Source organism: Serratia sp. KG1D (assembly GCF_037150675.1).
In the GTDB taxonomy this organism is placed as follows: Bacteria; Pseudomonadota; Gammaproteobacteria; order Enterobacterales; family Enterobacteriaceae; genus Serratia; species Serratia nematodiphila.
The window spans coordinates 262,505-282,510 of sequence record NZ_JBAGIH010000002.1; the positions used below are offsets into that span (position 1 = coordinate 262,505).

The following is a 20,006-nucleotide window of genomic DNA, read 5'->3' on the forward strand; positions in this document are numbered from 1 at the left end:
AAACCTCTTCTTAATCAAGCATTGATGATTTGCGCTATCTCAACGGCGCTCAAATGATACTGGCGCGGGCAGGCCTGCCAAATCGCCAGCATACGCTGATATTTTTCCCACATTTTGGTCTGGGCGTTAAAACCGTGGCTGCCGGAATCAAAGTGAGTATAGCGCCCCTCGGTGCTAACCAGGAAACGCACGTAACTCAGGTAGCGCGCCTCGGTCGCGGCATCGAAACCGAGAAACGCCAGGCGGCGCTCGTCCAGATCCTGCTTCTCTTTCAGGTTGCCCCAGGAAACCTGCAGCGCATGATGCATCTCCATCACGTTGATGATGGTGCGGCACACCTCTTCGCTCAGTTCGCCGAAGTCGCGATCCAGCTCGCGCATTTGCAAACCGAAGCCGCGTTCGACGATGGTTTGCAACCGGCGATAACGATCGCCGTTGTCCGGATCGAGCAGGGTCATCATCTTGTACTGATTCGACAGGATCAGCCGCTGGGCGTTGGTCATTTCCATCAGGATTTCCTCATTTCTGTGTGATGGCGGGAGCATCGCACAGCGCAAGAACGCAGGAAATCACAACTCGACCGTTCTTTGATTTAAACCGGGGTTATTGGCGCTTAGACGAAAAAGGCCGCACAGCGCGGCCTTTTTTCATTTACAGATCGTCAAGGAAGGTTTTGTCCAGCTGCTTGAAGGCGCGCTTGAGCAAATCAGCCAACGTCTGATAGGTCGGCGTGCCTTCGAGCGGCGCCACCGCCTGTCCGGCTTCCGTCAGCTTGTTACGCACCTCATGGAACCATTGCAACAGCGTCGGCGGCAGCGGCGTGACCGAACGGCGCCCCAGCCACCACAAGCCCTGCATCGGCAGGCTGCAAGCGAACAGCGCGGTGGCGATCGCCGGGCCGAGCTGGCCGCCGAGCGCGATCTGCCAGGTCAGCGTGAAAATCGCCAACGGCGGCATGAAACGAATAGCGAAACGGGTGGCACGCGCAACGCGGTTCTCCGGAAAGACCGGTGCCAGACGTTTGTCTGACGGCCAGGTTTTCATATAATGCTGCCCGCGCTGGAAGACCTGAAACCAGCTTACGGAACCGGACGGTTTGCTCGTCATTGCGTACCTCAACGTCACGTAAAGAAACTAAAAGCGTGCTGCCAGAGACCATACTAAAAAATTTGAAGCTTTAAATTTATTTTGTGTTTGCACCGGGCTATCGGTATCCTAAGCCGGCCTTGTGGCCGGTAGAAGATGACGTAAATTTTGTCAACTTTTAGCCCTATAAAAATCAAGATTATTTAAACCGCAGAGAAATCATCGGTTTTTCCATCATCCTGTGATTTGTGCACTTCACATGATGTTAATCATAAATGTCATCGGCACTATGCGCTACGCTTGTTGTCTGATTGACGATTAATTCACCACGTGTGTTCGATTTTCTTTTAACAACACGACTATTTAAGTAGGTACTTCCATGTCGAGTAAGCTAGTACTGGTTCTTAACTGCGGCAGTTCTTCTCTGAAATTCGCCATCATCGATGCCGTTAACGGCGACGAATTCCTCTCCGGTTTGGCCGAGTGTTTCCACCTGCCTGAAGCTCGCATCAAGTGGAAAATGGACGGCGCCAAACACGAAGCTGCCCTGGGGGCCGGCGCTGCACACAGCGAAGCGCTGAACTTCATTGTTAATACTATTCTGGCACAAAAACCAGAGCTTTCCGCGCAGCTGACCGCTATCGGCCACCGCATCGTGCACGGCGGCGAGAAGTTCACCGCCTCCGCCGTGATCAACGACGAAGTTCTGCAGGGTATCAAAGATTCCGTGCCGTTTGCACCACTGCACAACCCAGCTCACCTGATCGGCATCGCGGAAGCGCTGAAATCCTTCCCTCACCTGGCTGACAAGAACGTTGCCGTGTTCGACACCGCGTTCCACCAAACCATGCCGGAAGAATCTTACCTGTACGCCCTGCCGTACAGCCTGTACCGCGACCACGGCGTTCGCCGCTACGGCGCACACGGCACCAGCCACTTCTACGTGACTCAGGAAGCCGCGAAGATGCTGAACAAGCCGGTGGAAGAAGTGAACGTGATCACTTGCCACCTGGGCAACGGCGGTTCCGTCACCGCAGTGCGCAACGGCCAGTGCGTTGACACCTCCATGGGTCTGACCCCTCTGGAAGGCCTGGTCATGGGCACCCGCAGCGGTGACATCGATCCGGCTATCATCTTCCACCTGCACGATTCTCTGGGCATGAGCGTTGACCAGATCAACAAGATGCTGACCAAAGAATCCGGCCTGCTGGGCCTGACCGAAGTCACCAGCGACTGCCGTTACGTTGAAGACAACTACGACAGCAAAGCCGACGCCAAACGCGCCATGGACGTGTTCTGCCACCGTCTGGCCAAATACGTCGGCGCCTACAGCGCGCTGATGGAAGGCCGTCTGGACGCGGTGATCTTCACCGGCGGCATCGGCGAGAACGCCGGTATGGTGCGTGAGCTGACCCTGAACAAACTGGGCCTGCTGGGCTTCGAAATCGACCACGACCGCAACATGGCCGCTCGCTTCGGCAAATCCGGCGCCATCACCAAAGACGGCAGCCGCCTGGCGCTGGTGATCCCGACCAACGAAGAGTTGGTCATCGCGCAGGACGCATCCCGCCTGACCGCGTAATGCTCTCAAAACACCGTCAGCCCAGGCTGACGGTGTTGTTTTAGCCTCATGTTAATCGTGAAGAGGACTATTCTGTGTCACGTACTATTATGTTGATCCCCACCGGCACCAGCGTCGGCTTGACCAGCGTCAGCCTGGGTGTCATCCGCTCCATGGAGCAAAAAGGCGTTCGTCTGAGCGTGTTCAAACCTATCGCTCAACCGCGCACCGGCGACAACGCGCTCGACCAGACCACCACCATCATCCGCAGCAACTCCACTATCCCGGCGGCCGAACCGCTGCGCATGGATTACGTTGAAGGCCTGCTGAGCTCCAACCAGCAAGACGTGCTGATGGAAGAGATCGTGGCGCGCTACCACGAGAACACCAAAGACGCGGAAGTGGTGCTGATCGAAGGCCTGGTGCCGACCCGCAAACACCAGTTCGCCAACGCGCTGAACTACGAGATCGCCAAAACCCTGAACGCCGAGATCGTCTTCGTGCTGGCGCTGGGCAACGACTCCCCGGCGCAGCTGAAAGAGCGCATCGAACTGGCGCGTACCAGCTTCGGCGGCAGCAAGAACAAAAACATCACCGGCGTGATCATCAACAAGCTGAACGCACCGGTCGACGATCAGGGCCGCACCCGTCCTGACCTGTCCGAAATCTTCGACGACTCCACCAAGGCCAGCATCGCCCACGTCGATCCTGCGCAGCTGTTCGCCAACAGCCCGCTGCCGGTTCTGGGCTGCGTGCCGTGGAGCTTCGATCTGATCGCCACCCGCGCCATCGACATGGCTCGCCACCTGAAGGCCCGCGTGGTCAACGAAGGTGACATCATGACCCGCCGCGTGAAGTCCGTGACCTTCTGTGCGCGCAGCATTCCGCACATGCTGGAACACTTCCGCCCAGGCTCCCTGCTGGTGACCTCCGCAGACCGCCCTGACGTGCTGGTCTCCGCCTGCCTGGCGGCGATGAACGGCGTGGAAATCGGCGCCATCCTGCTGACCGGCGGCTACGCCATCGACGAGCCGATCAAGAAGCTGTGCGAACGCGCCTTCCAGACCGGCCTGCCGGTGTTCATGGTCGACACCAACACCTGGCAGACCTCGCTGAGCCTGCAGAGCTTCAACCTCGAAGTGCCGGCGGACGACCACCAGCGCATCGAGAAAGTGCAGAACTACGTGGCCAGCCACATCAGCACCGAGTGGATCGATTCGCTGACCGCCACCTCCGAGCGTTCACGCCGCCTGTCTCCACCGGCGTTCCGTTACGAGCTGACCGAGCTGGCGCGTAAAGCCGGCAAGCGCATCGTGCTGCCGGAAGGCGACGAACCGCGCACCGTGAAAGCGGCGGCCATCTGTGCCGAACGCGGCATCGCGGAATGCGTGCTGCTCGGCGACCCGGACGAGATCCAGCGCGTCGCGGCGGCGCAAGGCGTTGAGCTGGGCAAAGGCATCGAAATCGTCGATCCGGTCGCCGTGCGTGAAAACTACGTGCCGCGTCTGGTTGAGCTGCGTAAGAGCAAGGGCATGACCGAAGTGGTCGCGCGCGAGCAGCTGGAAGACAACGTGGTGCTCGGCACCCTGATGCTGGAACAAGGCGAAGTCGACGGTCTGGTCTCCGGCGCGGTTCACACCACCGCCAACACCATCCGTCCGCCGTTGCAGCTGATCAAAACCGCGCCGGGCAGCTCGCTGGTGTCCTCCGTGTTCTTCATGCTGCTGCCTGACCAGGTACTGGTCTACGGCGACTGCGCGATCAACCCGGATCCGACCGCCGAGCAGCTGTCTGAAATCGCCATCCAGTCTGCGGATTCCGCCGCCGCCTTCGGCATCGAGCCGCGCGTGGCGATGATCTCCTACTCCACCGGCAACTCCGGTGCGGGCAGCGACGTAGAGAAAGTGCGCGAAGCGACCCGTCTGGCGCAGGAAAAACGCCCGGACCTGATCATCGACGGCCCGCTGCAGTACGACGCCGCCATCATGGCCGACGTTGCCAAGTCCAAGGCGCCGAACTCACCGGTGGCCGGCCAGGCGACCGTGTTCATCTTCCCGGATCTGAACACCGGCAACACCACCTACAAAGCGGTACAGCGTTCCGCTGACCTGGTCTCCATCGGGCCGATGCTGCAAGGCATGCGCAAGCCGGTGAACGACCTGTCGCGCGGCGCACTGGTTGACGATATCGTCTACACCGTTGCGCTGACGGCGATCCAGTCTTCCCAGGCTGACGCTGCCGCCGCCAAGGCCTGATATTCTTCAGGTTGAGCGATAAAAAAGCGCCGGTCACTGACCGGCGCTTTTCTTTTGCGTTCCCTAACGCGCCAGCAGCTGCCCGGCGGCCTCCAGAATATGTTCGGCGGTCAGACCATACTCCTGCTGTAAAAACGCCTGGGTGCCCACCTGGCCATAACGCTCCTTCACCCCCACGCGCCGCATCGGCGTCGGGCACTCCTCCGCTAGCACTTCCGCCACCGCCGATCCCAGCCCGTTATGAATGCTGTGGTTTTCACAGGTGACGATGCGTCCGGTCTTGGCCGCGTAGGTTTTGATCAGTTCACGGTCGATAGGCTTGAGGGTGAACATATCGATCACCGCCGCGCTGACACCCTGCCGCGCCAGCATCTCCGCCGCCTTCAGCGCCTCCGCCACCATGATGCCGTTGGCGATCAGCGTGATATCGTCACCGTCGCGCAGCAGGTTGCCCTTGCCGATGGTAAAGCGCGAGCCTTCCTGGTAGATGCGCGTCGCCTGCTTGCGGATGGTGCGCACCCAGTAGAAGCCGCGCAGATCCATCAGCTGGCGCAGAACGTCGGCGAACATGGTGGCGTCGGTCACCTCCAGCACCACCGAATGCGCCAGCCCGCGCACGATGCCCATGTCTTCGAACGACATGTGGGTGCCGCCGTTGTGGCAGGCGCTCACCCCGGCGTCGGAAGCGATCACCTTGACGTTGTTGCGCTGGTAATCCAGCGACATGAACAGCTGATCGAAACAGCGGCGGCTGGCGAAGGCGGTGAAAGTGTGCACGAACGGCACCCGGCCGGTGAGCGACAGTCCGGCGGCGACGCCGATCACGTTGGCCTCCATGATGCCGCAGTTGATCACGTGCTGCGGGTGATCCTGGTGCACGCCGTCCATCGCCATCGAGCTCATCAAATCCGCCTCCAGCGCGATGATCGGCGCGCCCGCCTCAATCTGCCGCCGCACCGCGCCGGCGTAGACTTTGCGCATTTCGACGGTGTCGTTTTCCAACTGCGTCACTACGTTAAACATGGGCGGCCTCCAGTTCGGCGATGGCTTTTTCGATCTCCAGCTGCACGTCCGGCGTCAGGCGCAGGTGGTGTGAGTTCGACAGGTTTTCCAGATAGGTCACGCCCTGTCCCTTGATGCTGTCGAGCACGATCGCCAGCGGCCGCTGTTCACCGCCGCGCGCCGGCGCTACCGCCGCCAGCAGCGCCGCGATGTCGTCGCCCTTGACAGTCTGCACCTCAAAGCCGAAGGCGCGGAACTTGGCGGCCAGATCGAACGGTTGGATCACCTCGTCCAGCGCGCCGTCCAGCTGTTGCTTGTTGTAATCGATGAACAGCGTCAGGTTGTTCAGGTTGTGGTGGGCGATAAACTGGAACGCCTCCCAGCACTGTCCTTCATTCAGCTCCCCGTCGCCGAGAATGCTGAACACCCGATTGCGCCGCCCCGCCAGCCGATGGGATAACGCCATGCCGGCGGCGATCGACACGCCCTGCCCCAGTGAGCCGGTGGTGGCGTCCACGCCGCGCGTGCGCAGCCGGTCCGGGTGGCTCGGCAGACGCGTGCCGTTCTGGTTGAGGGTCTTCAGTTCCGCCAGCGGGAAGTAGCCCTTGATCGCCAGCGTGCTGTACAGCGCCGGGCCGGCGTGCCCTTTCGACAGCACAAAGTCATCGCGCTCCGGCCAGTCCGGATCCGCCGGATCGATGCGCATCACGCCGCCGTACAGCACCGCCAGCGTCTCCACCACCGACATGCAGCCGCCATAGTGGCCGAAGCCCAGCCCGGTCAGCGCTTTCAGCGTTTCCAGGCGGATCGCGCGCGCCAGGGCACGCAGCTCTTCAATTTCCGTTTCGCTCGTTGTGTCGTTCATCAGTCTGCCCTCATTATTTCTCGACGCGGTCAGCGGCCGGCGCGCCTTTGCGTTTTCCCAGGAAGTTATGCGCCACCAGCAGCGCGAACACGGCGACAATCGCCAACATGATCATCTCCTTCGACATAAAGCGCGCCATATTGCCCAGCAGGATGCCGATCGCGCCGAAGTCGGCGTCGGAGAAGGTGGTGTTGGCAAAACCCAGCGCCCCCAACACCGGCAGCAGCAGCACCGGCAGGAAGGTGATCAGCAGCCCGTTGGCAAAGGCGCCCAGCATCGCGCCGCGCCGCCCGCCGGTCGCGTTGCCGAACACCCCGGCGGTAGCGCCGGTGAAGAAATGCGGCACCACGCCGGGCAGGATCAGCACCATCTTCAGTTGCCCCAGCAGGAACAGCCCGGCCAACCCGCCAAGGAAGCTGAACAGGAAGCCGATCAGCACCGCGTTGGGGGCATAGGGATAAACCACCGGACAATCCAACGCCGGCCGCGCGTTAGGCACCAGTTTTTCCGAGAAGCCGGTGAACGCCGGCACGATCTCCGCCAGAATCAAGCGCACGCCCTGCAGAATGATGAACACCCCGGCGGCGAAGGTGATGGCCTGGATAATCGAATACACCAGGTAGTTCTGGCCGCCGCTGAGCTCGCTTTCCACATAGGCCCGCCCGGCGCAGATCGCCAGGATCAGGTAGATGACGATCATGGTCATCGAGATCGAAATGGAACTGTCGCGCAGGAAGCTGAGGTTTTTCGGCAGGTTCATCTCCTCGGTTGAGCGCGAATTTTTGCCCACCTTCGAGCCGATCCAGCCGGACAACACATAGCCCAGGGTGCCGAAGTGGCCGAAAGCGATATCGTCGTTGCCGGTGATGCGGCGCATATAGCGCTGGGCAATCGCCGGGAAGAACGCCATCACCAACCCCAGGGTCAACGCGCCGGTAAACACCAGCTGCACACCCTCGAAGCCTGCCACCGTCAGGATGATGCCGATCATGCAGGCCATGTAGAAGGTGTGGTGGCCGGTGAGGAAGATGTATTTCAGCCGGGTGAAGCGCGCCACCACGATGTTCGCCACCATGCCAAACGCCATGATCAAGGCGGTGGAAGCGCCGTATTTCTCCAGCGCGATAGAGACGATCGCTTCGTTGTTCGGAATGATGCCCTGAATATTAAACGCGTGTTCGAACATGCCGCCCAACGGATTGAGCGACCCGACCAATACCGTGGCGCCGCCGCCCAAAACGATAAAGCCGAGAATGGTTTTTACCGTGCCTTTCACCACGTCGGAAAAGGATTTCTTTTGCGCCAGCAAACCGATCAGCGCAATAAGCCCGACCAGCACCGAAGGCACCTTTAATATATCCACCACAAACTTGAGCGTTTCCTGGATAAACATATCCACCTCGCCAATCGTTTTTTTCAGAGGATTGAGTGGGCTTCGAAGTAAGCGCGCAGCTTGGCTTCCAGCTCATTGATGTCGATGATGTTGCTGATCACCACCAGCTGCTCGGCCGGCACGCTGGCGCTGTCGGCAATGTCTTTCGCCATCACGAACACGTCGGCCGCGCCGGGAGTGGCGGACGACAGATCGGAGTGTTCAACCTCGGCCTCCACCCCCATCTTTTTCAGCACCTTTTTAATGTTCATTTCCACCATAAAGCTGCTGCCGAGACCTGAACCGCAAATCGCCATGATTTTCATGATATCCACCTGTTGAATTTAGCGTGTAGGGTAGCGCCGCCGGTCATATTCCCGGCGTTGTTAGCATTAATAATGTTCCTGGTGATTAAACGTTAATAGCGGGCGATAATATCCTCGATTTGCCGTTTATCTTTGGCGTGAAATAACGCCTCCATGGCCTGGTTATCGGAAAATAATTCCGCCAGTTGCGAAATCAATTCGATGTGGCTGTTGCCGTCGGGTGCGGAAAGCATCACCACCACCTGAACCGGATCGTTATCCGCGGAATGAAAGTTCACCCCCTGATGGATCTTCAACAGCGATAACCCCAGCGCGTTGGCGCCCTGCTCCGGTCGGGCGTGTGGCATGGCGATGCCCGGCGCCAGGACGAAGTAAGGGCCGAGCTTCTCCTGCTGATGAAAGATGGCCGTCAGGTAATTCGGCGTAATCACACCGTCTTGCAGCAGCGGCTGCGCGCTCAGCGTTACCGCCTGGCGCCAGTCCTCCACCCGTTCGCACAGCTGTATATGATCGGCGGTCAGCCACTCTTTCAGCACGTTATCCTCCCGAGAGTCGATGATTGCGGCCGGTGATTAATTCACCGGCGACGGTAAAACTTTAATCAACCCCTCCCGGGCACACAGTGATGGATATCACAAAGATAGCGCTACCAAAGCGCTATCATGCAGATCTGTGATAGCGCTATCAAAACGCCGTGCCGCGGTATGACGTTAACCACAATTTTTTCTCGCTCTTTCGGCTAACGGGGTAGAATGTGCCACATACGGGGATCGTCGAAGCCGCGCCGTCGGCTTCCCACCCTCACCATTTTTATGCGCCGCGCGCGCATTTCAGTCGGGATTTGGCATGTCGATCGGTAAAAAACGACGCAGCACGGGCAGGGTGACGTTGGCTGATGTAGCGCAGCTGGCGGGCGTCGGCACCATGACGGTGTCGCGCGCGCTGCGCACGCCGGAGCAGGTTTCAGACAAACTGCGCGAGAAGATTGAAGCCGCGGTGAGCGAGTTGGGGTATCTGCCCAACCTGGCCGCCAGTTCGCTGGCGTCGGCCTCCTCCTACACCATCGCCATGGTGGTGCCCAGCCTGTCCGAATCCGGCTGCGCCGAGATGTTCGCCGGCCTGCAGAAAGTGCTGCAGCCCGCTGGCTATCACATCATGCTGGCGGAGTCGCAGCACCACCTGGAACGCGAGGAGAAACTGCTGGAGACCCTGCTCTCTTACAACCTGGCGGCGGCGGTGCTGCTCAGCGTCGAGCATTCGCAAAATGCCCGCAACGCGTTGATCGCCGCCAACATTCCGGTGGTGGAGATCGGCGCCGTGCGCGCCGATCCGATCGACATGAGCATCGGCATCGATTACGTGGCGGCCATGTATCAGCTGACGCAAACGGTGATCGCCAGCGGTTACCAGAATATCGGGCTGCTGTGCGCCAATCAGGAACAGTGGATTTTCCAGCAGCACCTGCAGGGCTGGCACAAGGCGCTGCTGCGCAACCATATGTCGCCGCATCGGGTGATCAACGCCGCGCAGCCCGCCAGCTTCAGCACCGGCGCGCAGCAGCTGCCGGAATTCTTGCTGGCCTGGCCGGAGCTGGACGCGCTGGTGTGCGCCTCGGACGAACTGGCCGGCGGCGCGCTGTATGAATGCCAGCGGCGGCGCATCAAGGTGCCGGACAATCTGGCGGTGGTGGGATTCGGCAACAGCGAGTTCAGCCGGGTGTGCCAGCCGCCGCTGACCACCATGACCATTCCGCATCGCGATATCGGCATTCAGGCCGGCCAGGCGCTGCTGGCGAGGCTGAACGAGCAACCCTGGCAGCCGGCAGGTTCCCTGCCCGCCACGCTGTGCCGCCGCGACAGCTGCTGAATCCACAGCATAAAAAAAGCCGGTCGATGACCGGCTTTCTCACGCGTTGGCGTCTCAGTGGTTGTCGAGCGGTTTACCGTAATCCTGCTCGTTGTTGCGCGTCAGCCACAGCGACAGCGCCTTCAGCGAATCCGGGGTAAATTCGTCGCAGCGGGCGGTGATCTCTTCCGGCGTCAGCCAGCACACTTCAGCCACTTCTTCTTCCTGCAGCGCGAACGGGCCGTGCGATACGCAGCTGAACAGCGCGCCCCACACCCGGCACTGCTCTTCTTCGAAGTAGAACAGACCGTGTTCGGCGAAAGGCACGCCGGCGATGCCCAGCTCCTCTTCCGCCTCGCGGCGCGCCGAATCCAGCACGTTTTCACCGCTTTGCACTACGCCACCCGCCGTCGCGTCCAGCCAGCCCGGGTAGAAGTCCTTGATCTCGGTGCGACGCTGCACCAGAATTTTTCCCATCCCATCATGCACCACAATATAGGTAGCACGATGACGCAGCCGCTCCGCCCGCATCTGTTGACGACTGGATTGCGCAATCACCTCGTTTTGCTCGTCGACGATATCAACCCATTCGGTATCTGCAGCCTGACCCTGTTCCGCCATCCTCTAAAACCTTCTATTTTGGCGCGATGCATCCCGCGCGCTGGTTAATCAATGAGTGTTTTTCAAAGATTTTTATTGTGTGTGTATAAATTAGTGCGTTTAGCGTGTTAACGCCACCTCCGCGACGACCTTGCCGTCGTCGAGCGCCAGCACGCGCAAAGTGCCCCGATCCAACATGCCGTAGCTGGCCGGAAAACCCCCTTTCGGGATGCTGACCGAGCCCGGATTGAAGCAGTAGATCTCACCCTGCCGCTCCGCCTGCGGCAGATGCGTATGGCCGTAGGCCAGGACGTCACCGCGGGATAACGGCGGCAGTGCCGAGGGATGATAAAGGTGACCGTGGGTCAAAAACAATCGTCTTTTTTGCAGTAAAACCTGTTGCCAGGGCGCCTCGATGGGAAACGTCAGCAGCATCTGATCGACCTCGCTGTCGCAATTGCCGCGAACGGCGATGATCTTGTCGCTATAGCGATTCAATCGTTCGGCAACCTGAGCGGGCTGATACCCGGCCGGCAGCGCGTTGCGAGGGCCGTGATTCAGCAAATCGCCCAGAAGAATCAGCCAGTCAGCTCCCTGTTGTGCGAACAATTCCAGCACGCGTTCGGTAGCCGGCAGCGATCCGTGGATATCCGAGGCGAACATCAGCTTCATAACCTTGTCCTATAGAGGGAAATAAGCGCCATTTTACCGCGCCGGCGCCGTGCGGCAAACCGCCGCCCGCCCCGGTGTAGAATTGTGATCCAACTGCGCAGATAGCATCGGACGAATCCCACATAGCCTGCTATCCTTAGCTGCTATTGTTGGATCTCTGATATACCTTTGTGCGCGGCGAAGACCGCAGCAACGTGTAATGAATTACAGATCACCTTACCGCAGGAGGCAACATGATTGACCTGTATTACGCGCCTACTCCCAATGGTCACAAGATCACCTTGTTTCTGGAAGAGGTCGGCTTGCCCTACCGTATCCATCGCGTAAACATCAGCGCCGGCGAGCAGTTCAAACCGGACTTTCTGAGCATTTCTCCCAACAACAAAATCCCGGCGATTGTCGATCAGCAACCGGTGGACGGCGGCGCGCCAATCAGCCTGTTCGAGTCCGGGGAAATCCTGCTGTATCTGGCGGAGAAGACCGGCAAGCTGCTGAGCAAGGGCCTGCGCGAACGCGCCGCCACCCTGCAGTGGCTGTTCTGGCAGGTGGCCGGGTTCGGGCCGATGCTCGGGCAGAATCACCACTTTAACCACTACGCGCCGCAGCCGGTGCCTTACGCCATCGAGCGTTACCATCTGGAAACCAAACGGCTGTACGGCGTGCTGGACGCTGAACTGCAAAAACACCCGTACCTGGGCGGCGATAACTACAGCATCGCCGATATCGCCACCTACCCGTGGGTGGTGTCGCATCCGCGCCAGCGCATCGATCTGGCAGATTACCCGGCGGTGCGCAACTGGTTCGAGCGCATCAGCAACCGCCCGGCGACCGAGCGCGCCTACAAACTGGCCGAACAAGCCTAATCGCCTCCTCCGACTCCCCGTCGGCCGGGGAGTCACATCGTCCTCACGTTATCATTTCCTTACTTTCCGTGTATTCTGAACGCTAATAATCAGACCTATGGAGAATCTCTGATGTCTTTCAGTCAACCCGACGCCGTTATTCGCATTAAAAATCTGCGGCTGCGCACGTTCATCGGTATCAAGGAAGAGGAAATCAACAACCGGCAGGACGTTCTGATCAACGTGGTGATCCACTACCCGGCGGACAAGGCGCGCAACAGCGAAGACATCGCCGACGCGCTCAACTACCGCACCATCACCAAAGCGATCATCCGCCATGTGGAAGATAACCGTTTCGCGTTGCTGGAAAAATTAACGCAGGATGTGCTCGACATCGTAAAAGAACACGCCTGGGTAACCTATGCTGAAGTGGAGATAGATAAACTTCTGGCTCTGCGCTACGCCGATTCGGTCTCCATGACCATGAGCTACCGCCGGGGCTAACTCAGGGAGGTAGACCATGCGGATCCTGATCACCGGCGCAACGGGATTGATAGGCAGCAGCCTGACGGCAAGACTGCTGGCGCTTTCTCACCACATTACGGTACTGACCCGCGACGAGCGGCGCGCCCGAGCCAAACTGGGCGATCGGCCGAGCTATTGGCAAACGCTGGACGACCGGCAGTCGCTGGATGACTTCGACGCGGTGATCAACCTGGCCGGCGAACCTATCGCCGACAAGCGCTGGAGCGCGCAGCAGAAAGAGCGACTGTGCCGCAGCCGCTGGGATCTGACCGAACGCCTGGCGCAGCTGATCAAGGCCGGCAGCACGCCGCCCGGCGTGCTGATTTCCGGTTCCGCCGTCGGCTACTACGGCGATCAGGGGCAGGCGGTGGTCACCGAAGAGGAGCCGCCGCACGACGAATTCACCCACCAGCTGTGCCAGCACTGGGAAACGCTGGCGCTGCAGGCGCAGAGCGACGCCACCCGCGTCTGCCTGCTGCGCACCGGCGTGGTGCTGGCGCCACAGGGCGGCGCGCTGGCCAAAATGCTGCCGCCGTTCCGCTTCGGGCTCGGCGGCCCGATCGGCGACGGCCGCCAATACCTGCCGTGGATCCACCTCGAAGACATGGTCAACGGCATTATTTATCTGCTGGATCACGCCACTCTGAGCGGCCCGTTCAACATGGTCGCTCCCTACCCGGTGCACAACGAGCAATTCGCCGCCCAATTGGCCAACGTGCTCGATCGCCCGGCGTTTCTGCGGGTGCCGGCGTTCGTCATGCGTTTGTTGATGGGGGAAGCGGCGGTGCTGGTGCTCGGCGGCCAGCGGGCGGTGCCGAAACGGCTGGAAGAAGCCGGCTTCCACTTCCGCTATCTGGAGTTGGAACAGGCGTTGGATGACGTTGTCAATCAGCGGGCCGAAGCCCGCTGATCTGAGGTTACTTCAACGCGCCGGACAGGAACTGCTGCAGGCGCGGGCTTTTGGGGTTGCCGAACAGCTCGGCCGGCGGCCCCTGTTCTTCAATCAACCCTTTGTGCAGGAAGATCACGTGGTTGGAAACGTGGCGCGCAAACTCCATTTCGTGCGTCACCACCACCATGGTCTTCCCCTCCTCCGCCAGCTTCTGCATGATGCGCAGCACCTCGCCCACCAGTTCGGGATCCAGCGCCGACGTCGGTTCGTCAAACAGCAGCACCTCCGGCTCCATCGCCAATGCGCGGGCGATAGAGACGCGCTGCTGCTGGCCGCCCGACAGGTGCACCGGGTATTTGCCGCGCGCCCGCTCGTCGATGCCCACTTTGTCCAGGTAGCGCACCGCGCGCTCGTGCGCGTCAGCCTTGCTCAGCCCCAGCACCTGCACCGGCGCCTCCATCACGTTCTCCAGCACCGTCATATGGCTCCACAGGTTAAAGTGCTGGAATACCATGGTCAGGCGGGTGCGCAACAGCTGCAGCTGCTTCTTGTCGAATACCTTCAGCTGGCCGTCCTTGTCGCGCACCATGCGAATATCTTCGTTGTTCAGACTGATCGAACCTTCGCTCGGCTTCTCAAGGAAGTTGATGCAGCGCAGAAAGGTGCTTTTGCCGGAGCCGGAGGAGCCGATGATGCTGATCACATCCCCGGCGTTGGCCGCCAGCGAGACGCCCTTCAGCACTTCGTGGTCGCCATAGCGTTTGTGCAGTTCCGTGACGGCTAATTTATTCTCAGACATGGTTTTCTTCCCGTCATTTATCAGTGACTAACGTGTGCCATCCAGCGTCTTTCAGCCTTGCGGAACAGGCTGATTAACACGTAGGAGATGATCAGGTACAGCACCGCCGCGATGCCGAAGGCGTAGAACGGCTGATAGGTCGCGGCGTTGATGTCGCGCGCGATCTTCAGCAGATCCGGCACGGTGGCGGTAAACGCCAGCGCGGTGGAATGCAGCATCAGGATCACCTCGTTGCTGTAAGCCGGCAGCGCGGTGCGCAGCGCCGAAGGCAAAATGATGCAGCGATACATCTTGAAGCGCGAGAAACCGTAGGCGTTGGCGGCCTCGATTTCACCGTGCGGCACCGAGCGGATCGCCCCGGCGAAGATCTCGGTGGTATAAGCGCAGGTGTTGAGCGTCAGCGCCAGGATGGTGCAGTTGAGCCCGCTGCGGAAAAACGCATTGAGAAACTCGCTGCCGCGCACGATCTCAAGGCTGTACATGCCGGAGTAGAACACCAGCAGCTGCACGTACAGCGGCGTACCGCGAAACACATAGGTGTAGAGCCACACCGGGAAACGCACCCAGCGAAGGGAAGACACGCGCGCCACCGCCATCGGGATCGCCAGCAGCCCGCCCATCACCACTGAAGCGATCAGCAGCCACAGCGTGATCGCCACGCCGGTAAAGCGGTAGCCGTCGCTCCACAGCAGCGACTGCCAGTACTGTTGCAGGATCTCAATCATAGCTCGGCCCTCTTGACGCCCAGTGAGTAACGCCGTTCAAGCCACAGCAGCACGCCGTTGGAAACGGTAGTGAAAACCAGGTACACCACGCCGGCCACGATGGCGAAGAAGAACGGCTGATAGGTGCCTTTCCCCGCCAGCTGCGTGGCTTTCACCACGTCGTTCAGGCCAAGGATCGACACCAGCGCCGTCGCCTTCAGGATCACCTGCCAGTTGTTGCCGATGCCCGGCAGGGCGAAACGCATCATCGCCGGGAACAGAATGCGCCGGAAGATCTGCGCGCCGCTGAAGCCATAGGCCGTCGCCGCTTCGATCTGCCCTTTCGGCACCGCCAGATAAGCGCCGCGGAAGGTCTCGGTAAAATAAGCGCCGTAGATAAAGCCGAGGGTAATGATGCCAGCGCCGAGCGGATCGATATCGATCTGCGCGAAGCCCAGCAGCGTGGTGATATTGTTCAGCGCGATTTGCAGACCGTAAAAGATCAGCAGCATCAGCACCAGATCGGGCACGCCGCGGATCAGCGTGGTATAGGCGCCGAACAGGCCGGAGATAAAGGGGTTATGAGACAGTTTGCCACCGGCGCCGATCAGGCCGATCACCACCGCCAGCAGCACGGAACTGAGGGCCAGCTCCAGCGTCACCAGAGCCCCCTCGAAAATCAGTTGGGAATAGCCTTGCAGCATCTACTTCACCCTGTGGTCTAGGATCCGAACCATCGGGGCCGGCACGCCGGCCCCGCAGTCACAGCATGGAACGGTAAGCGGATTACCCGCCGTAGACGTCAAAGTCGAAGTACTTTTTCGCGTATTTGTCGTAGGTGCCGTCTTTGCGCATCTCGGCGAAGGCTTTGTCCAGCGCCGCTTTCAGCTCGGTATCGGTCTTGCGCAGCCCCATGCCGGTGCCGACGCCGAAGAACTTGTCATCCTTCACCGATTCGCCGGCGAACGCATAGTCTTTGCCCGGCGGCTGTTTCAGGAAGCCGTCGCTGCCCGCCACTTCATCCTGGAAGGCGGCGTCGATACGCCCGGAAGCCAAATCGGCGTAAACCAGATCCTGGTTCTGGTAAGGCACGACGGTGATGCCCTTCGGCTGCCACATGGCGTTGGCGTAGGCTTCCTGGGTCGTGCCCTGCAACACGCCCACGCTCTTGCCTTTCAGGGCGTCCACGGTAGGCAACAGCTTGGATCCTTTCGGCGCGATCAGACGCGCGTTGGCGGCATACAGCTTGTCGGTAAAGGCGATTTCCTGCTGGCGTTTTTCGGTGATGGACAGCGAAGAGATGATGGCGTCGATTTTCTTCGCCTTGAGGGATGGGATCAGCGCGTCGAAGTCGCTCTCCACGAAGGTGCATTGGGTATTGATGCGTTTGCACAGCTCTTTGGCCAAATCGATGTCAAAGCCAACCAATTCGCCTTTGGCGTTTTTGGATTCAAACGGTGCGTAAGTCGGATCGGTGCCAATCTTCAGCGTGGAAGGAATGGCGGCAAAGGCGCTGCTGGCGGCGCTCAAAGCCAGAACTAACGGCAAAATCAAAACCCGCTTTTTCATAAATTACCCTCAAATTGATTTTTTTTGATGCCACTACGGGCATTACTTTTCCCCACCAAATCAATTTGCAGTAATCGTGCCACATTAGGTGCTACGGGCGGAGGGAACGGCTCCGGCCTTCACAATACTGTTTCCTGGGACGATAACCGCAAAATTAAATCGGCCGCTCGGGGCCGCGCCACTGGCAGCCGCGATAAGGCGGCGCCATGAAACAGTGAACGTGATGAAGTGGGATCATTATGGTGCATGCGCCGCCCTAATTCAGTGCGGTGTTGCACAAATGTACCAATTTGGGGATGAAAATGTTAATCAGCACCCTGCCAGCGGGTGAACAGATCGGCCGGCAGTTCGATATCAAACTGATCGATCACCCGATTGACGGTCTGATCGATGATGTCTTCCACGCTTTTCGGCTGGTGGTAAAACGCCGGCACCGGCGGCATGATCACCGCGCCCATCTCCGCTGCCTGCGTCATCAGCCGCAGGTGCCCAAGGTGCAGCGGCGTTTCCCGCACGCACAGCACCAAACGGCGGCGCTCTTTGAGCACCACGTCGGCGGCGCGGGTCAGCAGCCCGTCGCTGTAGCTGTTGACGATGCCGGACAGGGTTTTGATCGAGCATGGCAGGATCGCCATACCCAGGGTTTTGAAAGAGCCGGAGGAGATGGCGGCGGCGATATCGCGCGCATCGTGCACCACGTCGGCCAGCGCCTGCACTTCACGCAGGCTGTACGGCGTTTCCAGCGCCAGCGTCTGTCGTGCAGCGTTGCTCATCACCAGATGGGTTTCCACCTCTGCGACGTCGCGCAAAACCTGTAACAGGCGCACGCCGTAGATCGCGCCGCTGGCGCCGGAAATGCCGATGATGAGTCGTTTCATGGAAAATGGCCTCTGCCGTAAAAAGTAAGATCAGGCAGACTTTGCCGCAATGGCGAGGGATAAGCAAGTTCACAGGAGCAAGGCGCACCGCCGCAGACGCGGCGATGCCCCCCGAGTAATCAACGCGGCCGGTTAGCCTTCGTTGTGCAGTTCCAGATTTTCCGCTTCGGTTTGCCCTCGCAGCGCCTTGGCGTCGTCGCTGCGCAGCGACTCCAGATATTCCAGATAGCTTTGATCGACGTCTTTGGTCACGTAGATGCCGTTGAACACCGAGCATTCGAACTGGGTGATGTCCGGGTTCTCTTCGCGCACCGCTTCAATCAGATCGTCCAGGTCCTGGAAGATCAGCCCGTCAGCGCCGATGATCTGGCGGATTTCATCCACTTCACGCCCGTGGGCGATCAGTTCGTTGGCGCTCGGCATGTCGATGCCGTAGACGTTAGGGAAACGCACTTCCGGCGCGGCGGAAGCCAGATAGACGCGCTTGGCGCCCGCTTCGCGCGCCATTTCGACGATCTGCTCCGAGGTGGTGCCGCGCACGATGGAGTCATCCACCAGCAGCACGTTCTTGTCGCGGAATTCGGCGCGGTTCGCGTTCAGCTTGCGGCGCACCGACTGACGACGCGCCTGCTGGCCCGGCATGATAAAGGTGCGGCCGACGTAGCGGTTCTTCACAAAGCCCTGGCGGTAGGGCTTCTCGAGAATACGCGCGATCTCCAGCGCGATGTCGCAGGAGGTTTCCGGGATCGGGATCACCACGTCGATGTCCAGATCTTCCCATTCGCGGGCGATCTTCTCACCCAGCTTCTGGCCCATGCGCACGCGGGCGCTGTAGACCGAGATCTTGTCCATAAAGGAGTCTGGGCGAGCGAAATAGACGTATTCGAACAGGCACGGGTTGGTTTTCGGGTTCTCTGCGCACTGGCGGGTGAACAGCTGGCCCTTGGTGGTGATGTACACCGCTTCGCCCGGCGCCACGTCGCGCAGGAACTCAAAGCCCAGGGTATCCAGCGCCACGCTCTCGGAAGCCACCATGTACTCGCTGCGGCCATCCTCCAGCGTGCGCTTGCCGATCACCAGCGGGCGAATGCCGTTCGGATCGCGGAACGCCAGCAGGCCATGGCCGATGATCATCGCCACGCAGGCGTAAGCGCCGCGCAGTTGCTGATGCATCGCGGCGACCGCGGTAAAAATGTTGTCGGCCTCCAGCGGGTAGTGCGGGAAGCGATCCAGCTCGCTGGCCAGCACGTTCAGCAGGATTTCCGAGTCGGAGGTGGTGTTGACATGGCGGCGGCCGCTTTCGAACAGCTTTTGGCGCAGCTCATGGGCGTTGGTCAGGTTGCCGTTGTGGGCCAGCGTAATGCCGAACGGCGAGTTGACGTAGAAAGGCTGGGCCTCAGAGGCGCTCGAGCTGCCGGCCGTCGGGTAACGCACATGGCCAATGCCCATGTTGCCCTGCAAGCGTTGCATATGGCGCGCCTCAAATACATCCTTCACCAGGCCGTTGGCTTTGCGCAAACGGAACCCATTGTGGGCGTCAATGGTGACGATGCCTGCGGCATCCTGGCCACGGTGCTGAAGCACCGTCAGCGCATCATAAATCGACTGGTTTACCGGCATGAAACCGGCGATACCGACAATACCGCACATGTTGTCTTTTCCTCATCAGCGCTACCGCCCCGGCAATTGGGTCGGCAAGAAACTCGACGTGCTCTGCAGGTAGTCAAAGAACCACCTGATGACGTAACTGAACTGGGGAATGAGCTGCGACTGTTTCCAGTCGGCACTCTGTGAAAAGCCGGTAAAGGTATCCAGGAAGAACAGGATCGCCGCGACGATCAATACTCCGCGCAGCGCGCCGAAGCAGATGCCCAACACCCGGTCGGTGCCCGACAACCCGGTTTTCTCTACCAGTGAGCTAATCACATAGTTAACAATAGCCCCTACGATCAAGGTCGCGATGAACAAAATCGCGATCGCGATGCCGTTTCGCACCAGTTCATCTTCAAAACGAGTGAAATAGACCGCAAGGTAAGAGTAGAAATGGCTGGCAACAAAAAACGCACATCCCCATGTCACAAGTGACAATGCTTCGCGAACAAACCCTCGGATCAGGCTCACCAGAGCCGAAAATCCAATCACCGCTATAATGACGTAATCAATCCAGACCATGAACTATTCCAATGATGAATCGCCCCTGCATCCAATTCGCG

Annotated in this window: 22 protein-coding genes; 6 read left to right on the forward strand and 16 right to left on the reverse strand. The window is 59.8% G+C overall.

Annotation, left to right across the window (positions count from 1 at the left end):
• Positions 1-14: 14 nt before the first annotated feature.
• Positions 15-509: a YfbU family protein gene (locus WFM45_RS12940; RefSeq protein WP_004936059.1), complete on the reverse strand. Its 495-nt coding sequence runs from the start codon at positions 507-509 to the stop codon at positions 15-17.
• 142 nt (positions 510-651) lie between these two features.
• On the reverse strand, positions 652-1,107 hold the full coding sequence (gene yfbV, locus WFM45_RS12945; RefSeq protein ID WP_004936061.1) for a terminus macrodomain insulation protein YfbV: 456 nt from the start codon (positions 1,105-1,107) through the stop codon (positions 652-654).
• A gap of 358 nt (positions 1,108-1,465) precedes the next feature.
• On the opposite strand from yfbV, the gene ackA reads away from it, so the two are divergent.
• Positions 1,466-2,668 carry an acetate kinase gene (gene ackA / locus WFM45_RS12950; protein ID WP_004936063.1) on the forward strand — a complete coding sequence of 401 codons (1,203 nt, stop codon included), beginning with the start codon at positions 1,466-1,468 and terminating at the stop codon, positions 2,666-2,668.
• Between the two features lie 74 nt (positions 2,669-2,742).
• Positions 2,743-4,902 carry a phosphate acetyltransferase gene (gene pta / locus WFM45_RS12955; protein ID WP_048324485.1) on the forward strand — a complete coding sequence of 720 codons (2,160 nt, stop codon included), beginning with the start codon at positions 2,743-2,745 and terminating at the stop codon, positions 4,900-4,902.
• Positions 4,903-4,965: 63 nt separating this feature from the next.
• On the opposite strand, the gene WFM45_RS12960 is transcribed toward pta, so the two are convergent.
• From WFM45_RS12960 to WFM45_RS12980, 5 genes are all read right to left on the reverse strand, one after another.
• Positions 4,966-5,925 (reverse strand): transketolase family protein, encoded by a 960-nt coding sequence (locus WFM45_RS12960; protein WP_033632504.1) that lies wholly within the window; start codon positions 5,923-5,925, stop codon positions 4,966-4,968.
• Positions 5,918-6,769, reverse strand: coding sequence for a transketolase (locus WFM45_RS12965; protein WP_004936071.1), 852 nt, complete (start codon positions 6,767-6,769; stop codon positions 5,918-5,920). Before WFM45_RS12965 ends, WFM45_RS12960 begins: the two co-directional genes overlap by 8 nt.
• A 13-nt stretch (positions 6,770-6,782) precedes the next feature.
• Positions 6,783-8,162, reverse strand: a complete 1,380-nt coding sequence (locus WFM45_RS12970; RefSeq protein WP_004936074.1) for a PTS ascorbate transporter subunit IIC — start codon at positions 8,160-8,162, stop codon at positions 6,783-6,785.
• A gap of 23 nt (positions 8,163-8,185) precedes the next feature.
• Positions 8,186-8,467, reverse strand: coding sequence for a PTS sugar transporter subunit IIB (locus tag WFM45_RS12975; protein ID WP_015378585.1), 282 nt, complete (start codon positions 8,465-8,467; stop codon positions 8,186-8,188).
• 92 nt (positions 8,468-8,559) lie between these two features.
• The gene (locus WFM45_RS12980) at positions 8,560-9,003 is read right to left on the reverse strand and encodes a PTS sugar transporter subunit IIA (protein ID WP_004936080.1); all 444 of its coding nucleotides are present in this window, start codon (positions 9,001-9,003) and stop codon (positions 8,560-8,562) included.
• Positions 9,004-9,313: 310 nt separating this feature from the next.
• Between WFM45_RS12980 and WFM45_RS12985 the strand changes: the two genes are divergently transcribed.
• Entirely contained in the window at positions 9,314-10,333 is a 1,020-nt protein-coding gene (locus WFM45_RS12985) for a LacI family DNA-binding transcriptional regulator (RefSeq protein WP_004936083.1), read from the forward strand.
• Between the two features lie 54 nt (positions 10,334-10,387).
• Here WFM45_RS12985 and yfcD read toward each other — a convergent pair whose 3' ends face one another.
• Together yfcD and yfcE are read right to left on the reverse strand one after the other, a co-directional pair.
• Positions 10,388-10,933: an NUDIX hydrolase YfcD gene (yfcD, locus tag WFM45_RS12990; protein ID WP_004936086.1), complete on the reverse strand. Its 546-nt coding sequence runs from the start codon at positions 10,931-10,933 to the stop codon at positions 10,388-10,390.
• Positions 10,934-11,032: 99 nt separating this feature from the next.
• Positions 11,033-11,584, reverse strand: coding sequence for a phosphodiesterase (gene yfcE / locus WFM45_RS12995; protein WP_021505564.1), 552 nt, complete (start codon positions 11,582-11,584; stop codon positions 11,033-11,035).
• A gap of 233 nt (positions 11,585-11,817) precedes the next feature.
• Here yfcE and yfcG point away from each other — a divergent pair, with 233 nt between their 5' ends.
• From yfcG to WFM45_RS13010, 3 genes are all read left to right on the forward strand, one after another.
• The gene (yfcG, locus tag WFM45_RS13000) at positions 11,818-12,447 is read left to right on the forward strand and encodes a GSH-dependent disulfide bond oxidoreductase (protein WP_004936091.1); all 630 of its coding nucleotides are present in this window, start codon (positions 11,818-11,820) and stop codon (positions 12,445-12,447) included.
• Positions 12,448-12,558: 111 nt separating this feature from the next.
• Entirely contained in the window at positions 12,559-12,930 is a 372-nt protein-coding gene (folX, locus tag WFM45_RS13005) for a dihydroneopterin triphosphate 2'-epimerase (RefSeq protein ID WP_004936094.1), read from the forward strand.
• 16 nt (positions 12,931-12,946) lie between these two features.
• Positions 12,947-13,861, forward strand: a complete 915-nt coding sequence (locus tag WFM45_RS13010) for a TIGR01777 family oxidoreductase (RefSeq protein ID WP_048324496.1) — start codon at positions 12,947-12,949, stop codon at positions 13,859-13,861.
• Between the two features lie 7 nt (positions 13,862-13,868).
• Here the strand turns inward: WFM45_RS13010 and hisP are convergent, their stop codons facing one another.
• The 7 genes from hisP to cvpA form a co-directional block, all read right to left on the reverse strand.
• Positions 13,869-14,642 (reverse strand): histidine ABC transporter ATP-binding protein HisP, encoded by a 774-nt coding sequence (gene hisP, locus WFM45_RS13015; RefSeq protein WP_004936098.1) that lies wholly within the window; start codon positions 14,640-14,642, stop codon positions 13,869-13,871.
• A gap of 20 nt (positions 14,643-14,662) precedes the next feature.
• Entirely contained in the window at positions 14,663-15,367 is a 705-nt protein-coding gene (locus WFM45_RS13020; protein WP_048324499.1) for an ABC transporter permease, read from the reverse strand.
• Entirely contained in the window at positions 15,364-16,050 is a 687-nt protein-coding gene (locus tag WFM45_RS13025) for a histidine ABC transporter permease HisQ (RefSeq protein ID WP_015378590.1), read from the reverse strand. Before WFM45_RS13025 ends, WFM45_RS13020 begins: the two co-directional genes overlap by 4 nt.
• Positions 16,051-16,132: 82 nt before the next feature.
• On the reverse strand, positions 16,133-16,915 hold the full coding sequence (gene hisJ, locus WFM45_RS13030; RefSeq protein ID WP_004936109.1) for a histidine ABC transporter substrate-binding protein HisJ: 783 nt from the start codon (positions 16,913-16,915) through the stop codon (positions 16,133-16,135).
• Between the two features lie 305 nt (positions 16,916-17,220).
• A complete protein-coding gene (locus tag WFM45_RS13035; protein WP_004936112.1) occupies positions 17,221-17,793 on the reverse strand; it encodes a UbiX family flavin prenyltransferase in 573 nt (190 codons plus the stop codon).
• Between the two features lie 132 nt (positions 17,794-17,925).
• Positions 17,926-19,443: an amidophosphoribosyltransferase gene (purF, locus tag WFM45_RS13040; protein WP_004936117.1), complete on the reverse strand. Its 1,518-nt coding sequence runs from the start codon at positions 19,441-19,443 to the stop codon at positions 17,926-17,928.
• 21 nt (positions 19,444-19,464) lie between these two features.
• A complete protein-coding gene (cvpA, locus tag WFM45_RS13045; protein WP_004936119.1) occupies positions 19,465-19,965 on the reverse strand; it encodes a colicin V production protein in 501 nt (166 codons plus the stop codon).
• Between the last annotated feature and the right edge of the window lie 41 nt (positions 19,966-20,006).